The organism is Polaribacter uvawellassae (assembly GCF_039748955.1).
GTDB lineage: Bacteria > Bacteroidota > Bacteroidia > Flavobacteriales > Flavobacteriaceae > Polaribacter > Polaribacter uvawellassae.
This window is the reverse complement of sequence record NZ_JBDIZN010000003.1, coordinates 338,396-356,689: the sequence shown is the minus strand read 5'-3', so window position 1 is coordinate 356,689 and position 18,294 is coordinate 338,396. Positions and strand designations below refer to the sequence as shown.

Annotated in this window: 15 protein-coding genes; 5 read left to right on the top strand and 10 right to left on the bottom strand. The window is 30.8% G+C overall.

Features of this window, described 5'->3' with window-relative positions:
* Positions 1-68: 68 nt before the first annotated feature.
* Entirely contained in the window at positions 69-923 is an 855-nt protein-coding gene (gene rlmF / locus ABDX67_RS08800) for a 23S rRNA (adenine(1618)-N(6))-methyltransferase RlmF (RefSeq protein WP_347174876.1), read from the top strand.
* On the opposite strand, the gene ABDX67_RS08795 is transcribed toward rlmF, so the two are convergent.
* From ABDX67_RS08795 to argS, 5 genes are all read right to left on the bottom strand, one after another.
* Complete coding sequence (locus ABDX67_RS08795; protein ID WP_347174643.1) at positions 920-1,549, bottom strand: hypothetical protein; 630 nt, start codon at positions 1,547-1,549, stop codon at positions 920-922. The two genes, rlmF and ABDX67_RS08795, sit on opposite strands and share 4 nt — an antisense overlap.
* On the bottom strand, positions 1,549-4,824 hold the full coding sequence (locus ABDX67_RS08790) for a glycoside hydrolase family 2 TIM barrel-domain containing protein (protein WP_347174642.1): 3,276 nt from the start codon (positions 4,822-4,824) through the stop codon (positions 1,549-1,551). The genes ABDX67_RS08795 and ABDX67_RS08790 overlap by 1 nt, the downstream gene beginning before the upstream one ends.
* Before the next feature lie 14 nt (positions 4,825-4,838).
* Entirely contained in the window at positions 4,839-5,282 is a 444-nt protein-coding gene (locus ABDX67_RS08785) for a hypothetical protein (RefSeq protein WP_347174641.1), read from the bottom strand.
* Between the two features lie 81 nt (positions 5,283-5,363).
* Entirely contained in the window at positions 5,364-6,752 is a 1,389-nt protein-coding gene (gene lpdA, locus ABDX67_RS08780) for a dihydrolipoyl dehydrogenase (protein ID WP_347174640.1), read from the bottom strand.
* 382 nt (positions 6,753-7,134) lie between these two features.
* On the bottom strand, positions 7,135-8,910 hold the full coding sequence (gene argS / locus ABDX67_RS08775; RefSeq protein WP_347174639.1) for an arginine--tRNA ligase: 1,776 nt from the start codon (positions 8,908-8,910) through the stop codon (positions 7,135-7,137).
* A gap of 124 nt (positions 8,911-9,034) precedes the next feature.
* On the opposite strand from argS, the gene ABDX67_RS08770 reads away from it, so the two are divergent.
* Positions 9,035-9,559, top strand: coding sequence for a YkgJ family cysteine cluster protein (locus tag ABDX67_RS08770; protein WP_347174638.1), 525 nt, complete (start codon positions 9,035-9,037; stop codon positions 9,557-9,559).
* A 10-nt stretch (positions 9,560-9,569) separates the two neighbouring features.
* Here ABDX67_RS08770 and ABDX67_RS08765 read toward each other — a convergent pair whose 3' ends face one another.
* On the bottom strand, positions 9,570-9,797 hold the full coding sequence (locus ABDX67_RS08765) for a hypothetical protein (RefSeq protein WP_347174637.1): 228 nt from the start codon (positions 9,795-9,797) through the stop codon (positions 9,570-9,572).
* 224 nt (positions 9,798-10,021) lie between these two features.
* Between ABDX67_RS08765 and ABDX67_RS08760 the strand changes: the two genes are divergently transcribed.
* Positions 10,022-10,849, top strand: coding sequence for a sterol desaturase family protein (locus ABDX67_RS08760; protein ID WP_347174636.1), 828 nt, complete (start codon positions 10,022-10,024; stop codon positions 10,847-10,849).
* Positions 10,850-10,852: 3 nt separating this feature from the next.
* Here the strand turns inward: ABDX67_RS08760 and ABDX67_RS08755 are convergent, their stop codons facing one another.
* Both ABDX67_RS08755 and ABDX67_RS08750 read right to left on the bottom strand, forming a co-directional pair.
* On the bottom strand, positions 10,853-11,926 hold the full coding sequence (locus ABDX67_RS08755; protein ID WP_347174635.1) for a serine hydrolase domain-containing protein: 1,074 nt from the start codon (positions 11,924-11,926) through the stop codon (positions 10,853-10,855).
* Between the two features lies 1 nt (position 11,927).
* The gene (locus ABDX67_RS08750; protein WP_347174634.1) at positions 11,928-13,130 is read right to left on the bottom strand and encodes an exo-beta-N-acetylmuramidase NamZ family protein; all 1,203 of its coding nucleotides are present in this window, start codon (positions 13,128-13,130) and stop codon (positions 11,928-11,930) included.
* A gap of 4 nt (positions 13,131-13,134) precedes the next feature.
* Between ABDX67_RS08750 and ABDX67_RS08745 the strand changes: the two genes are divergently transcribed.
* Together ABDX67_RS08745 and ABDX67_RS08740 are read left to right on the top strand one after the other, a co-directional pair.
* Complete coding sequence (locus ABDX67_RS08745; RefSeq protein WP_347174875.1) at positions 13,135-14,370, top strand: ABC transporter permease; 1,236 nt, start codon at positions 13,135-13,137, stop codon at positions 14,368-14,370.
* A 22-nt stretch (positions 14,371-14,392) separates the two neighbouring features.
* Positions 14,393-15,751, top strand: a complete 1,359-nt coding sequence (locus ABDX67_RS08740; protein ID WP_347174633.1) for a pyridoxal-phosphate dependent enzyme — start codon at positions 14,393-14,395, stop codon at positions 15,749-15,751.
* Positions 15,752-16,163: 412 nt separating this feature from the next.
* Here ABDX67_RS08740 and lipA read toward each other — a convergent pair whose 3' ends face one another.
* Both lipA and ABDX67_RS08730 read right to left on the bottom strand, forming a co-directional pair.
* Positions 16,164-17,033: a lipoyl synthase gene (gene lipA / locus ABDX67_RS08735; RefSeq protein ID WP_347174632.1), complete on the bottom strand. Its 870-nt coding sequence runs from the start codon at positions 17,031-17,033 to the stop codon at positions 16,164-16,166.
* A 40-nt stretch (positions 17,034-17,073) separates the two neighbouring features.
* Positions 17,074-18,294 carry an Nramp family divalent metal transporter gene (locus ABDX67_RS08730; protein WP_347174631.1) on the bottom strand — a complete coding sequence of 407 codons (1,221 nt, stop codon included), beginning with the start codon at positions 18,292-18,294 and terminating at the stop codon, positions 17,074-17,076.

Sequence of the window (18,294 nt, the reverse complement as noted above, 5' to 3'; positions counted from 1 at the left end):
CGTGGCAATCTCATTTAAATTTGTGATTTTATTAAAAGATTGCTTCGTTCCTCGCAATGACAACAGATATGAAAGAAAAAGGGCTTCATCCCAAAAATAAATTTAATAAAGGATATAATTTTGATGAGTTAATCAATAAAAATCCTTTGTTAAAAGAGTTTGTTACTAAAAATAAATTTGATGCAATTACAATTGATTTTTCAAATCCAAATGCAGTAAAAGAACTAAACAAAGCATTATTATTTACTTATGATAAAATTTCTGTTTGGGAATTTCCGGACGAAAATTTATGTCCGCCAATTCCTGGAAGAGTAGATTATATTCATCATTTAAATGATTTGTTAAAAGATGAAAAAGATGTTTCTATTTTAGATATCGGAACGGGAGCAACATGTATTTATCCGTTGTTAGGAAATGCGGTTTATGGTTGGAATTTTGTCGGTACAGACATCGATTTAGATTCTTTAGATGCTGCTCAAGATATTATTGATGATAATAAGTTAGATCCTCAGATTTTATTACGTCAACAATTTGATGAAAATAATATTTTAACCGGAATTATAGAACCGGAAGATGCGTTTACAGCAGCAATGTGTAATCCGCCATTTTATAAGTCAGCCGAAGAAGCAAGAGGAGCAAATAGAAGAAAAACTAGAAACCTAGGAACAAATGCTGTTCGGAATTTTGCTGGAAACAATAACGAGTTGTGGTATGTTGGTGGAGAAAAAGCCTTTTTACACAATTATTTATACCAAAGCTCTTTATATAAAGAACAAGTAATTTGGTTTACAAGTTTGGTTTCTAAAAAGGAAAATGTAGAAAGTTTACAGAAATCAGCTAAAAAATTAGGAGCAACATCTTTTAAAGTAATTCCGATGCATCAAGGAAATAAAGTAACAAGAATTGTTGCTTGGAGTTATTAGAATTTATCTAGACGAACAAAAACAGGGTCGTTTATTTTTTTCTTTTTCACCCAAATACTCAATAAAAAGTTAATTCCCATATGCAGAGCAACCAAACAAATTACTGCATATAATGGAACGCCTAAAAATTGATACGGCCAAGAATACGTCCAAACCCCTAAATTAATTGTGATTACTTCTCCGTAAGCAGGAAAAAACGCTGTGATAAAAACAGCTAACCAGGTTTTATGACTCATTTTTTGTAATCCTAAAGAATGAATTAATTTCGTTTCTAACACATAAATAAATCGGAATGCAAACATCCAAGCAAATGGCAACCAATAAGGCAATTGTCTGTTGTTTGTTAAATCGTGATATTCCCAATATTGAAAACTTACTCCCCAAATTTCTGCACAAATTCCAAGGATTCCTGTGATAATCATTCCTGCTAAAAGAATCCAGTTTTTGGTTGTTGATCTATAATAGTTCTTGTATAAAAAAACCATTAAATAACCAAATAATAAAAGTCCGACCCAAAAATCGTATTTGTGAAAAACTCCAATAATGATACCCGGTATAGTTATTTTTAATGTAGCAATTAACAGCACTTTAAAAGTTTCTTTTTTCTGACTTGTAGTTAATGCCATTATTTAAACTGTTGTTGTAGTTCTACAAATTTCTCTACTGTTCCGCTTGTAAACGGAATTAAATAAAAAGAATACGAATGTTTTTTATCACTTTTTAACTGATATTTATCTTGTGGTTTTGCTCCCCAGCTATTATCACCACCTAATCCACGTTGCGCTAAATCAATATTTAATTGCACTAAATTTTGTTCTTTAATATCAGTTGTGTGTTTGCTAAAATCGGCATTTTTGTTTTCTTTAGAATAATCTAAATCGTTGGTGATATCAAAATCTTCATTGGGCATGTGTAATGCGGTAATGCTTAATCCTTTTTGAGAAGGAGAAGAAATTAGTAAACCGTTTTCTTCTGAATTCATCAATGCCATCCAACGTACATCTGTTCTGTTTCCGTTTTCTTGCGGACGAATATATGGAACATAAAAATCAGAAACATTTGTTTTAAAAACATCCACAAAAGTCGATGATTTTCTATCTTGATAATTTTCCCAAGGACCACGACCATAATAGGTAACTTCATTAAATCCTTTTGGGATTTGCATGCGCATTCCAACTCTTGGAATATCTCCTTTATACGTAGATTCGTTAAGTGTGTTTTCAATTTTCACAACACCATTTCCATTTACTGTATAAATAGTTGTATGAGTTGTTTTTACTGTTGGTAGTTGGTAGTTTACAATAACTTGCATTAAATTATTATCTAATTTTTTAAACTCAAAATTAGAAACTGTTGCATTTAGAGATGCATTTTTCCAGCCTAAATTTCTTTCCTGCATTCTACTACCTAAATCATTATCTGTTGGTGCTCGCCAAAAATTAATTTGTGGACCATTCTTAGAATTTATATATTCTTGTTTCTTAAAAACGTATGAAGTAATATTTCCCTTTTTCTTGTCAAATGCTACTTTTATGTAATTGTTAAAAATGGTAAAACTAGAGTTGTTATCTGTAGATTTTAAATACCAACCATTGTCAACTTTAATTGCTTTTTTTGTGAATTTATTACTTAAATAGATTTGCTCTTTTGCTACTTCAAAGTTTTTTGATAACAAACTCCATTTGTTTTTTGTAGTTGCAGAAATTTCTAAAAAATATTCTGTATTTTCTTTAAAATTGACATCATTTAAAGAAACTAAAATATCTTTATTTCGATGTGCTTCTACATTTACATCTATTAAGTTGATGGTTTTTAAAATCTTTCCATTCGCTTTAATTACCGCTTTAAAATCAAACTGATTTAGGTTTGTGAAATCGTATAAATTTTCAATATTGATAATTTTCTCATTAGAATCATTTGTACCAACATCTTTAAAATTGATGAATTCATGAGCTTTTTTAACTTCGTATAAAGCTGGTTGTGGCGTTCGGTCCGGAAAAACAATTCCGTTATTTAAAAAAGTATTATCAGTTGGCATATTTTCTCCAAAATCTCCGCCATACGCATAAAAGCGCTCACCTTTTTTATTGGTTTTCCAAATAGATTGATCTACCCAATCCCAAATAAAACCACCTTGTAAATGATCATTTTTTTCTATAATTTCCCAATAATCAGCAAAATTTCCTGTGCTGTTTCCCATCGAATGTGCATATTCACTCGGAATAAATGGTCGGTCGGTTTTTGTATTTCCAATTCTTTCAAAAGTTGCTGGAGATGGATATTGTGGAACAATAATATCTGTGTTCCAATCCATATTAAATAAGTTATTATCAGATTTGTATGTTCTTTCGTACTGAACAGGTCTTCTTTTTTTGTCTAATTTTTTAATTGCTTCATAACCATCATAAAAAACAGTTCCATTCCCTGCTTCATTTCCCATCGACCAAATAATTACTGATGGATGATTTTTATCACGCTCAACCATTCGTAACATTCTGTCTAGATGTGCTTTTTTCCAATTTTCTTTTTTAGCCAAAGAATATTTTCCATAATACATTCCGTGCGATTCTATATTAGCTTCGTCAACTACATAAATTCCGTACAAATCACACAATTCATAAAAGCGACTTCCTCTTGGGTAATGCGCTAATCGAACAGCATTGATGTTATTTTCTTTCCATAATTTAATATCTTTTAACATCAATTCTTCACTCATTACATGACCAGTTTCTGGAGCTGCTTCATGCGCATTTACACCTTTTAACGTAATTCGTTGTCCGTTAACTAATAACAAACCATTTTTGATTTCAACTTTTCTAAAACCGATTTTTCGTTCTGTAATTTCAATTAAATTTTGACGAGCATCTTTAGTAATAATTCGTAAAGTATATAAATTAGGATGTTCTGCGCTCCATTTTTTTGGACTAATAACATTCGTTGAAAAACTTGAAGTTTTACGAAATTTTGGAGAAACCGCAGTGTTATTTTGTTGTTCTGCAATTAGATGATTATCTGCATCAAATAACTGGTAAGAAACAAAAAGTTCTTTATTATATTTTCCGTGATTTTGAAAATCTATGCTTACATCTAAAAACCCTTCAGTAAACGTATTGTCTAGTGTTGCATGAATATCTATATCTTGAATTCTAACTTTTGGTTGTGCATAAATATATACATCTCGTTCAATACCGCTAATTCTCCAAAAATCTTGTGCTTCTAAATAACTTCCGTCTGTCCATCTAAAAATCTGAATTGCAATCGTGTTTTTTCCTTTTTTAGCAGCTTTAGTAATGTTAAACTCACTCGGTAATTTACTTCCTTGAGAATACCCAATATATCTGCCATTTAACCAAACAAATCCACCTGATTTTAACGCACCAATATGTAAGAAAATTTCTTTTTCTGTCCATGAACTATCAATTTCAAAGTCTCTGCGATACGAACCAACTGGATTGTATGAATGCGGAACTTTCCCTGGATTCTTCGGATAAATTTTATCAATCAACTCCATGTCATCAGCAACCATTGCTTTGTAATCAGAAAATTCGTATTGGTGATTAACATAAATGGGTGTTCCAAAACCTTCAACTTCCCAATTAGACGGAACTTTAATTTCTTTCCAATCATTTAAAATAAACGTAGGTTTCATAAAGTTTCTTGGTCTGTTCTCTGGGTTTTTCACCCAATTAAACTTCCAAATTCCGTTTAAAGATTTTTTATAATCAGGAGTGTTTTTTAGAAAATTTGCAAAAGTTGAAAACGAAGTAAAACTAGCATGTGCGTCTTCTTTATTTTCTGCTATTACTTGTTCATTTTCTATATAATGCCAAATGTCTTTTTGTTGACCAACAACAAACGTTGATAAAAATAAAAAGGCAAATAAAAACTTGGTTGATTTCATATTGATGATTTCGGTTAAAAGAAAAATAAATATTTTTTCTTATTTATTGAAACAGTAATTGTGTCATTTAATAGCTTGTTGAGGTTTTTAAACCTCATTTTTTTATAAAATAGTACTTGAGGAAATTCTTTTAAATCGTGAACCTTTTTACTTTTATAAAACCTTCCTAATTTATCTGAATGTACTTTTATTTTCTGTTTTTTTATTGATTCTTTTGAAGTTTTACTTGTTCTAATCCAAACTTCTACTACATTTTTTCCGTGATAAATAGTCTCTGGAAAATATCGAACCATTATATTGTAATCTGACTCATTATATTTTACATTAAAAAAATCTCCAAATGTTTTAATAAAATCTTTATTAGAATTTATAAATGAATAATCTATTTGTTTTGCTTTTTGACTGTAGCTCAAAAAAATAAAACAAAATGTAAAAAAAACAAATAGATTCTTTTTCATGAAAAATTATTGAAGTTCCAAATATAAAAAAACCGAAGCAGTTAAACTTCGGTTTTAATAAATATATTGTTTTATGAAATTTTATAAATGAATTACTTCATCATAAGCATCCGCAACAGCTTCCATTACTGCTTCACTCATTGTTGGATGTGGATGAATTGTTTTTAAAACTTCATGTCCTGTTGTTTCTAGTTTTCTTCCTAATACAGCTTCAGCAATCATGTCTGTAACTCCGGCACCAATCATATGACAACCTAACCATTCACCATATTTTGCATCAAAAATTACTTTTACAAATCCATCTGGCGTTCCAGCTGCAGTTGCTTTTCCTGAAGCAGAAAATGGGAATTTACCAACTTTTAATTCGTAACCAGCTTCTTTTGCTTGTTCTTCTGTCATTCCAACAGAAGCAATTTCTGGAGTTGCATAGGTACAACCAGGAATGTTACCGTAGTCAATAGCTTCAGTGTCTAAACCTGCAATTTTCTCTACACAAGTAATTCCTTCTGCAGAAGCAACGTGTGCCAATGCTGGTCCTGGAACCACATCTCCAATTGCATAATAACCAGGTAAATTGGTTTGGTAGAAATCGTTTACCAAAATTTTATCTCTATCCGTTACAATTCCAACATCTTCCAATCCAATGTTTTCAATATTTGTTTTAATTCCGACTGCCGATAAAACGATATCAGCTTCTAAAATTTCTTCTCCTTTTTTAGTTTTTACAGTTGCTTTAACGCCATCACCAGAAATATCAACAGATTCTACAGAAGAATTTGTCATAATTTTAATTCCTGCTTTTTTAAGAGAGCGTTCAAATTGTTTAGAAACATCTTTGTCTTCTAGCGGAACAATATTTGGTAAAAACTCTACAATTGTTACATCAGTTCCCATCGAATTATAAAAATGTGCAAATTCAACTCCGATGGCTCCTGAACCTACAACAATCATCGATTTTGGTTGAGCTGGCAAGCTCATTGCTTCTCTATAACCAATTACTTTTTTACCATCTTGAGGTAAGTTTGGCAACACTCTAGAGCGCGCTCCAGTGGCAATAATTATATGATCTGCACTGTATTCTGTTACTTTACCATCTTCTGCAGTAACATCAACTTTTTTGCCAGTTTTTATCTTTCCAAAACCGTTAATAATATCGATTTTGTTTTTCTTCATTAAAAAAGCAACACCTTTGCTCATTCCTTCTGCTACACCACGACTTCTTTTAATAACTGCTTCAAAGTCTTTATCAATAGCTTCTGCTTTTAATCCGTAGGCATCTACATGTTTTAAATAATCATACACTTGTGCAGATTTTAGCAATGCTTTTGTAGGAATACAACCCCAGTTTAAACAAATTCCTCCTAAAGATTCTTTTTCTACAATGGCAACCTTAAAGCCTAATTGAGATGCTCTAATTCCAGTTACATATCCTCCAGGTCCACTTCCTATAATAATGATGTCGTATTTCATGTTTTTTTATTTAATGATTTATAATTAAAAGATTCAATAAGTCTTCAATCTTTTAATTCTTTAATTTTTGAATTCTTTGGGCGTTCGAGCGGGCTTTCCGTTGTATCTTTTTTACTTTTTAAATTTCAACGTCATTGCGAACAAAGTGAAGCAATCTCTTAATCCAAACAGATTACTGTGTCATACTTCCTTGTAATGACAGTTAATTTACAATGTGTAAAAAAGGATGTCACTTCAATCCCTAACGCTTGCAAATTTACTAACTTTTATTATTTACTAAAACTATAATCAACTTTTTCCACAATAGTTCCTTTCCTTTGGAAAGGTTAGGATAGTATTTTCCACAACAGTTTCTTCCCTAAAGGAAGATTAAAGGTGGGATTTACATTCTCTCAGGAACAGCAATTCCCAATAAAGAGAAAGCAGATTTTATAATATCGCTTACTTTTTTTGACAATTGTACTCTGATTATTTTTTTATCTTGATCTTCTTCGCCTAAAATAGACACATTTTGATAGAAAGAATTGAACTCTTTTACCAAATCATACGTATAATTAGCAATGATTGCTGGCGAATGATTTGCAGCTGCTTGCTGAATGATTTCAGGGTAATTTTCAATAATTTTAATCAATTCTTTTTCTTTAGGATGCAATTCTAAATCAGTTATCTTTTTAGAAAAATCAAATGTAGCTTTTCTTAAAATCGACTGAATCCTTGCATAGGTATATTGAATAAATGGACCTGTGTTTCCTTGAAAATCAACCGATTCTTTTGGGTCAAATAAAATTCTTTTTCTTGGATCAACTTTTAAAATATAATATTTCAGCGCTCCTAATCCGATTGTTTTATACAAAGATTCTTTCTCTTCTTCAGAATAGCCTTCTAATTTTCCTAATTCTTGCGATAAACTTCTTGCAGTATCTGTCATTTCTACCATCAATTCATCAGCATCAACAACAGTTCCTTCTCTAGATTTCATTTTTCCAGAAGGTAAATCTACCATTCCGTAACTCAAATGATACAATTGATCTGCCCAAGAATACCCCAATTTTTGTAAGATTAAAAACAATACTTTAAAATGATATTCTTGCTCGTTTCCAACTGTATACACCATTCCATTTACATCTGGATAATCTTTAGACCGTTGCACAGCAGTTCCGATATCTTGCGTCATATACACCGCTGTTCCGTCAGAACGCAACACAATTTTTTCGTCCAATCCGTCTTCGGTTAAATCAATCCAAACAGAACCATCTTCTTTTTTGAAGAAAACGCCATTTTTCAAGCCTTCTTCAATATTGTCTTTTCCTAATATATATGTATTGCTTTCGTAATAATACGAATCAAAATCAACGCCTAAATTTTTATAAGTAATGTCAAACCCTTCATAAACCCATGCATTCATGGTTTTCCAAAGAGCAACAACTTCTTTATCGCCAGCTTCCCATTTTTGTAACATTTCTTGTGCTTCTAATAATAACGGAGCTTGTTTTTTAGCGTCTTCTTCGGATTTTCCTTCGGATATTAACTGAGAGATTTCTTTTTTATATTCTTGATCGAATTTTACATAATAATTCCCAACCAATTTATCTCCTTTTAATCCTGTAGAAGTTGGAGTTTCACCATTCCCATATTTTTGCCAAGCTAACATCGACTTACAAATATGGATCCCTCTATCATTAATAATTTGCGTTTTATAGACTTTTTTTCCAGAAGCTTTCAAAATTTCAGCAACAGAATATCCTAATAAATTATTACGAACATGTCCTAAATGCAACGGTTTATTTGTATTAGGAGAAGAATATTCTACCAAAACGGCATCGTTTTCTGATGGATTTACAAATCCGAAAGTTGCATTGTTATAAATAGCATCAAATGAATTTAGATACAAAGCATCATCAATCACCAAATTTAAAAACCCTTTTACCACATTAAAACGAGTTACTTCTTGCACGTTTTCTACAATGTAATTTCCTAAGTCATTTCCAATTTGAACTGGATTTCCTTTCTTGTATCGCAACATCGGAAAAACAACTACCGTAATATCTCCTTCAAATTCTTTACGTGTTGCTTGAAATTCTACAGTCGGAATTTCGGCATCATATAAAGTTAAAAATCCTTTTTTTACAGCAGCTTCTATATGGTTTTGAATACTCATTGGTTTCTTAAAATTGAAGTGCAAAATTACATATTTTATTTCATTTTTTCTTTCAAATTTTAAAGATGAAATTTTAAAGGCTTCTTCTTAGAAATACCCTTATTTTTGTACTTGTATGAAAGACATGAATCAACGTTTAGAAGAACTGCTAAAATTAGCAGAAGAAGCAAAAAAAGAGAGTAAAAAATATTTTTTAAACCTTAAAAAAAGAACTCCTAAAAATTTAGATTATGTAATGCAAGAATTGCATGATGCTGAATTTGAAAAAACGGATTGTTTATCATGCGGAAATTGTTGTAAAACAACGAGCCCAATTTTTACAGAGAAAGATGTGGAGCGCATAGCTAAGCATTTAAAAATGAAAGTCGCAAATTTTGAAAGTCAATATTTAGAAAGAGACGAAGATGATTTTATGGTTTTAAAATCTGCGCCATGTACGTTTTTTGATGAAAACGATAATACGTGTTTTATATATGATGTGCGTCCAAAAGCCTGTTCAGAATATCCGCATACAAACAGAAAAAAGTTTATTCAACTTACAGATTTAACACTAAGCAATACCGAAATTTGTCCTGCTGCTTATAACATAGTAGAAGCATTAAAGAAGCGTTTGCCTTTGGTGTCTAAAGTTAAAAAAAGAAGAAGTTAATTTATAATATTTAAGAACTTGTAGGTTTTCCTTTTAAACGCTTTTCTACTTTCTGTTTTATTAAAGTTAATTCTTTCATAAGGTCCATAATAGCTGGGTCCTTTTCTTCTTTGTAGATTTCATTTAACCCTAATATTAATTCTTTTGCTTCTCTTGAAATAATTATTCTTTGATTTGTAGTTAATGCTTTTAAGCTTGTTTCTTTAAATTTTATAGCTCTTTCTATCACCGTGCTCATTGTTTTCTTGAATTTTATTGTTACTTAAATCTACTTTAACTTAGATTACGCAAATCTAGTTTTTTGTAGTTTAAAATCAACCTAGTTAGTTAAATTTCACAAGTATTTCAGTAAACATACAAAATGTTTCATAAACTTAATAAAAAAAAACTTAAAATTTAACATCAATTTATGTTAGATAAAGTGTTATTTAATTTTCTTATTTTTAGAAAAAATATAATTCTTTGGAAACAATCATAAATTACTTCGATACAATTCCGTCTTTACATAGAAGTTTACTACTTGTTGGCGGAATCACTTTTTTTTGGGTTTTAGAAGGTGCATTGCCACTTTTTAGATTCAATTATAAAAAATGGAAACATGCTTTTCCTAATTTATTTTTTACTGCAACAACCATTTTAATTAATTTTTCACTGGCTTTTTTGCTGTTGCAATCTGCAGATTGGGTGCAGACCAATAATTTCGGAATTATCAATTGGTTACCAGCAATGCCATTATGGTTGTATGTGGTTTTAGGGGTTTTATTATTGGATTTTTTCGGAGCGTATTTGGCACATTTTGTTGAACATAAAATAAAACCTTTATGGATGATTCATTTGGTGCATCATACAGATCATAAAGTAGATACAACTACAGCAAACAGGCATCATCCGTTAGAAAGTATGATTCGTTTTGCGTTTACGTTATTTGGTGTTTTTGTAGTTGGTGCTCCAATTGCAATTGTTATGATTTACCAATCGATGTCGTTAATTTTTACACAGTTTACACACGCAAATATTAAAATGAATAAAAAGGTAGATAAAATATTGAGTTATTTTATTATTTCTCCAGATATGCATAAAATCCATCATCATAATATGTTGCCGTACACCGATTCTAATTACGGAAATATTTTTTCTATTTGGGATAGAGTTTTTGGAACTTACATGTATTTAGATCGCGAAAAAATTGTGTACGGAGTTGATACTTTCCCGGATGAGAAATCAAATTCATCTTTAATGGAATTATTAAAACAACCTTTTCAAGGATATCGAAAACCAACGAATATGTAATTTTTACTCAATAAAAACGTCTTCTAATTCACCTACTATTTTTCTAATATTTACACTAGATAAATTGGTTAAAATAGAAATTACCAACTCTTTTTCTGGATACATTAATAAATAGGCAGTTGCGCCCATTCCGCCACCAGAATGACTATATCGTAACGTGTTATTTTTTACGTTTGCTACGCCAACTCCGATTCCGTATTTAGTATTTTTTCCTGCTGTAGTTTGCTGTGGTTTTACCAATTCTGCAATTGATGTTTTAGAAACCGTTTTCGGATTTAAAATTTCATTTCCGAATAAAATTAAATCTTCTGAAGTAGAAACAAAGCCGCCACCAGCGGCTTTAAATTCGTTGCTTACAGTTGCGCCAATTTTTATTTCTCCGTTTTCTTTTACGTAAAACAACGTTCTGTTTGGCATTTCTTTATCAGAATAACCTAATGAGGTGTTTTTCATTTGTAAAGGAGAAAAAACAACTTTTTTCATGTATTCATTATAATCTTCTTCAGCAGCATTTTGAACAACTACACTTAATAAATTCCAACCATACGTACTGTATTTATAGTTTGTTCCAGGTTCAAATTCTAAAGAATCATTTTTAAAAATATCTAAACCTTCTACAATAGACATTTTTTTATTTAATAGAAATTCATTTCCATTATAATGTCTAATTCCCGCAATATGACCACCAATTTGTCTTACTGTAAAATCGTATTTCTTTTTTGGGAAATCTGGAACATACGTATACAAACTAGCATCAAAATCTAACTTATTATCATCAACCAATTTTGCCATTGCCAATGCAGTTAATGTTTTAGAAATACTTGCAACTCTAAATTGTGTGGTACTTGCGTTTACTTTCTTTTTTGAAGCAACATCAGCAAACCCAAAACCTTCTGACCAAATCATTTTTCCTTTTTGAGAAACAGAGATTGACATTCCAGGAATTTGTTCTGATTTTAAAAATTTCTCAGCAACTTCTTTTGCTGCGTTTATTTTTTCTTGATGCGGATTTTGCGCAGTATTACAAGAGCTAATAATGAATAGGATTCCGAATATTAAAAGATTTATTTTTTTCATGTTAATTGTAAATTAAATAGTTAGATCTTATTTTTTTGAAATCTGACAATCCTTTTTGCCAAGTTTTTCTAATTTCTTTAGCGGTTACACCTTGTTCAATTTGTTGTTGCAATTTTGTGTTTCCTGCATGAATTGTAAAGGTTTTGCCAAAGAATTTTTCTGTTTTTGGAGTTTTTTGGTAGGCATCAATCAACCATTCTAAGTTTAAAGAACTTAATTTTTTAGTATTGCTTAAATCAACACCATAACAAAGTTTGCCTTCTTGCTTTGGATATTTAGAACCAAAATTTGGTTTTGGAGTATAACTAAAAGTGCTTTTTGGAAAAAAGGATGCTCCATATCTTTGAAACTGAAATTCAGTTCCTCTACCAGCATTAATTATTGTTCCTTCAAAAAAACCTAAACTCGGATACAAGTTTATAGATTTGTCATTTGGTAAATTAGGTGAAGGTCTTATTGTTAAACTGTATTCTGAATTATGTGTATAATTTTTTAACGGAATTACAGTTAAATCACATTGAATTCCATTTTTTAACCATTTTTCTCCGTTTATCATTTGACCGTATTCTCCAATGGTCATTCCATAAACAACAGGAACAGGATGTTTACCAACAAAACTACTATGTTTCATTTCCAAAATGGGTCCATCAACATAATGTCCGTTCGGATTTGGTCTGTCTAAAACTATAACAGGAATTCCAGATTCTGCAGCAGCTTCCATCACATAATGTAGCGAAGAAATATAGGTGTAAAAACGTGCGCCAACATCTTGAATATCAAAAATAATTACATCAATTCCCTTTAATTGTTCTGCGGAAGGTTTTTTGCTTTTCCCATGCAAAGATAAAATTGGTAAACCAGTTTTTGTGTCAAATCCGTCTTTTATAAGTTCGCCAGCGTCAGCTTTTCCTCTAAAACCGTGTTCTGGAGCAAATACTTTTTTGATGTTGATGTTTAAAGAAAGTAAACTATCAACTAAATGTACAAACTCTCTTTTCTCTTTTCTCTTTTCTTTTTTCCCAATAACGGATGTTTGATTGGCTACAACAGCAATATTTTTTCCTTTTAATAAATTTAAATACAATTCTGTTTGCTCAGCGGCAACTTTAATCTCTGTTGATTCTTGCGCACAAGAAGTCAAGGGAAAACAAATGCCTAAAAATAAGATTAAATATGTACTTTTGAAACGAACTAATGGAATCATAAAATTGAATTACGAGTTATTTATTGCCAAACGTATTATTGCTGGTAAAGAGTATAAAAATAGCATTTCATCTCCAATAATAAAAATTGCGATCACTGCAATTGCATTAGGAATTATTATTATGATGATTTCTATTGCAACAGGAAGCGGAATGCAACATAAAATTAGAGATAAAATTTCTGGTTTTAAAGGTCATATTCAAATTACAAATTATGATGACAATAACTCAGAAGTTTCTATAACTCCGATTGATAAAAACCAAGATTTTTACCCAGAATTCCAAAATATTGAAGGCATTAAAAACGTACAAATTTTCGCAAATAAAGCAGGATTGATAAGAACTGCAACCGATTTTGAAGGTGTTGTTTTTAAAGGAGTTTCTACAGATTATGATTGGTCTTTCTTTACAGAATATTTGGTTGAAGGAAAGTTGCCAAATTTTAATCAGCAAAGAGTTAGAGACGTTTTATTATCTAAAACATTGGTTAATAGATTAAACTTAAAATTGAATGACACCATCAATGTGTTTTTTTTAAAATCAACCAAAAATAAATTACCAAGTAGATATAAATTGGTCATAGTCGGAATTTACGATACTGGTTTTAATCAGTTTGATAAAAACATGATGATTGGTGATATTAAAGAAATTCAACGTTTAAATAAATGGGACGAAAATCAAATTGGTGGTTTTGAAGTATTAATTGACAATTTTGACGATATCAAACTAAAAGGAGACGAAGTATATGCGGCAATTGGATCCACTTTAAACAGCAACACTATTGAAGATAATTATCAATTTATTTTTGAATGGATAGAATTGTTTGATAATAATGTGTGGTTTATTATCGGAATTATGATTTTAGTTGCCAGCATTAATATGATTACTGCTTTGTTGGTTTTGATTTTAGAACGTGTGCAAATGGTCGGAATTTTAAAAGCATTAGGAAGTGATAATTGGAGCATTCGTAAAATCTTTTTATACAACGCCAGTTATTTGATTTTGAAAGGCTTGTTTTGGGGGAATTTAATAGGAATAACTTTCTTAGTTTTACAACAACAATTTGGATTTATTACACTAGATCCAACAACGTATTATGTTTCTACAGTTCCAGTTACAATTAACATCTTTTCTATATTAATATTAAATATTGGAACCTTAATCTTGTGTTTTTTAATGTTGATTATTCCATCAGTTATCATAACTAAAATCAATCCAGTAAAGTCAATTAAATTTGCATAAATTTGTACTTTAAAACTTGACAATGAAATACGCAAAAAATATATTAGAAACTATTGGTGATACTCCTTTAGTACAATTAAATTCTGTAACAAAAGAAGTTGATGCTTTGGTGTTGGCTAAAGTAGAAACCTTTAATCCAGGAAATTCTGTAAAAGATAGAATGGCTTTAAAAATGGTTGAAGATGCAGAAGCAGATGGAAGGTTAAAACCTGGCGGAACAATCATTGAAGGAACTTCTGGAAATACAGGAATGGGATTGGCTTTGGCTGCAATTATAAAAGGCTACAAATGTATTTTTGTGATTTCTGACAAACAATCTAAAGAGAAAATGGATATTTTACGTGCAGTTGGTGCAGAAGTAGTTGTATGTCCAACAAACGTAGAACCAGACGATCCACGTTCTTATTATTCAGTTTCTAAACGATTGGGAGAAGAAACACCAAACTCTTGGTATGTAAATCAATATGACAATCCTAGTAACGCTTTGGCGCATTATGAGCAAACTGGACCAGAAATTTGGGAACAAACAGACGGTAAAATTACTCATTTTGTTGTTGGAGTAGGAACAGGAGGAACTGTTTCTGGAATAGGAAAATATTTAAAAGAAAAGAATCCAAATATTAAAATTTGGGGAGTTGATACCTACGGATCTGTATTTAAAAAATATCACGAAACAGGTATTTTTGATGAAAATGAAATTTATCCGTACATCACAGAAGGAATTGGAGAAGATATTTTGCCAAAAAATGTTGACTTTTCTATCATTGATGGATTTACGAAAGTAACTGATAAAGATGCAGCGGTTTATACACGTAAAATTGCCAAAGAAGAAGGGATTTTTGTTGGGAATTCTGCTGGTTCTGCCATCAAAGGATTATTACAGTTAAAAGAACACTTTACAAAGGATGATGTTGTGGTTGTTTTATTTCACGATCATGGAAGTAGATATGTTGGAAAAATGTTTAACGACGAATGGATGCGTGAACGCGGATTCTTAGAAGAAAAAATTACAACGGCTGCCGATTTAATTAAAAATCATGCTAATGAGCCATTAGTAGCTGTAAAAACAGAAGAATTGGTTTCGCATGCAATTGAACGCATGAAAGAATTTAAAATTTCTCAAATTCCGGTTGAAGATGTAAACGGATTTGTAGGTTCTTTAGATGAAACGGATTTATTAAGAAGTTATTTGCAAGACACAAACATTGCCGATAAACCAATTAAAGAAGTAATGGGAGCGAAGTATCCTGTGGTAAAAATGTCTGCATCAATTGTGGAAGTTTCTAAGTTGATTACTAAAGAAAATCAAGCAGTTTTAGTAGCTTTAGAAAACGGGAAACATAGTATTATTACGAAGCACGATATTATCAATGCTATTTAATTAAGATATAATACAAACTAAAAAAACCACTTCAAGCGAAGTGGTTTTTTTTATCAACTAATTCAAATAATTTACACAATGAAAACAAGTCTCTCACCTTTGTTTTCATTTTTTCTATTTTGCAAATCTTGTGCCAAAATGAATATTTCTTTGAAAAAAAGTTAAATAAATATGATTTTTACATTTTATTAACATTTGAGTCATATTAATTAATAAATAGCTAAAATTTTTGATAATTTGATTGAGAATAACTTAATGAAAGTCATAAAACATTATCAAAATAAAAAGAGAGGTAATCTAAGGTTGTAAAATGTCACATCGAGCGGAGTTGAGATGTAATTAAAAATTAATCTTTATGGAGTTCTCGACTCCGCTCGAACAGACAAAATATTTTTGTTTTGTGATTAAAAATTTAGCTTGCGTGTTTGTGTGCCTTGTAAGAAGAGCGCACTAAAGCACCACTTTCTACGTACATAAAACCCATTTCTAATCCTAGTGTTTCGTATTTTTTAAATTGATCTGGAGTGATAAATTCTTTTACTGGTAAATGTTTTTTACTTGGTTGTAAATATTGTCCAATGGTAATTATATCTAAACCAACATTGCGCAAATCTTTCATGGTCTGAATTACTTCTTCTTCTGTTTCACCTAAACCTAACATAATTCCAGATTTAGTTCGCATACCGTTTTCTTTCAAGTATTTTAAAACACCTAAGCTTCTTTCGTATTTAGCCTGAATTCTAACTTCTCTAGTTAATCTTTTAACGGTTTCCATGTTATGAGAAACGACTTCTGGCGCAACTTTAATTATTCTATCAATCTGTTTTTCGTTTCCTTGAAAATCAGGAATCAATGTTTCTAAAGTTGTACCTGGATTTGCTCTACGAACTGCATTTACAGTTTCTGCCCAAATTATAGAACCACCATCTTTTAAATCGTCTCTATCAACAGAAGTTAAAACGGCGTGTTTTATGCTCATCAATTTAATTGAGCGCGCCACTTTTTCTGGTTCATCCCATTCAACCGTTTCTGGTCTTCCGGTTTTTACACCACAAAATCCACAAGAACGTGTACAAATATTTCCTAAAATCATAAAAGTAGCAGTTCCTTCTCCCCAACATTCTCCCATGTTCGGACAACTTCCACTTGTACAAATAGTATTTAGTTTATATTTATCAACCAATGTTCTAAGGTCTGTGTATTTTTTACCAACAGGTAATTTTACACGCAACCATTTTGGTTTTTTTACTTTTTCTGGAATAATTGCTGATTCGTTTATCATGAAAAATAAATATTGAGATGCAAAGTTACAAAGAAAAGGATTAAAAATTGATCAAAAACCAAATACTAAACCCAATTAAAAATGCAATTCCGAACCAACTTAAAATTTTTAAATAAAGATTTGGTCGGTGTTCTTTTGGAGTATGTTTTCCTGAGATTAAAATATAATTTAGAATGGCATAAAATGGTGCTGTTAAAAAGGATAAAATAGTTGCAATCTTAACCAATAAACCCATATTACTCATAAAAAAATGTAAAATGATAAACGTACCAAAAGCTAAGAAAAGAATCCAAAACCAATAATTGAATTTTGTTTTTTTATCAAAAAGCAATTCGGTTGTTTTTGTCATGGCTCTTGGCGATGCATCTAAGGTTGTAATTGTGGTGCTAAACATGGTTGTAAATGCTGCTGCCCCAATTAAAGCATACGAATAATCTCCTAGATTTTCTGTATAAAGATGTATCAATTGCGATGCGAAAACTCCGCCATTATTAGAAAATGTTTCTCCTGAATTAAACATCACTAAAGTTCCAAGAACTACAAAACAAACACCTAAAAAAAGCGTTCCTAAATACCCAACGTTAAAATCGAAAATTGCTTGCGTTAGTTTTGTTTTTAAAAGTGTGGTTTTGTCTTTTTCTAAAGTCCATAAAGAATGCCAAACAGATATGTCTAATGGTGCTGGCATCCAACCTAAAAAAGCAATTAAGAAAGTTATTTCTAGAGTTCCGCTTGGTAAAATCTGAGTAAAATTAAAAGTTTCTTTAGTGCTAAAAACTGCAATAGCAACTGCAATTATGGTACTAATAGTTAATAAAATGATGATGTATTTCATCAAATTATCTAGCAATTTGTATTTTCCTATTATTAGAATAAAAAGACTAATTAGAATTAATGAAACAGACCATAAAACTAAATTATTTGTAAAACCAAATAACTGAGAAGCAATTCCGGCAGTTACAATAGTAACAGCAGCTTGAATGGTAAACATCGTAGCGAAATTGATAATGTAATAAGCGATTAAAACAGGTTTTCCTAGTTTTTTATATCCATCTAGTAACGATTCTCCGGTTGCGGCTGCATAACGAGGTCCAAATTGAAAAAACGGATATTTGAATAAATGCACCAACAACAACGCCCATAATAAACCAAATCCAAATTCTGCTCCAGCTTTGGTAGATTGTACTAAATGCGAAACGCCAATTGCCGCTCCTGCAAATAATAAACCTGGACCTAAAGAATTTAGAAATGATTTTTTCAT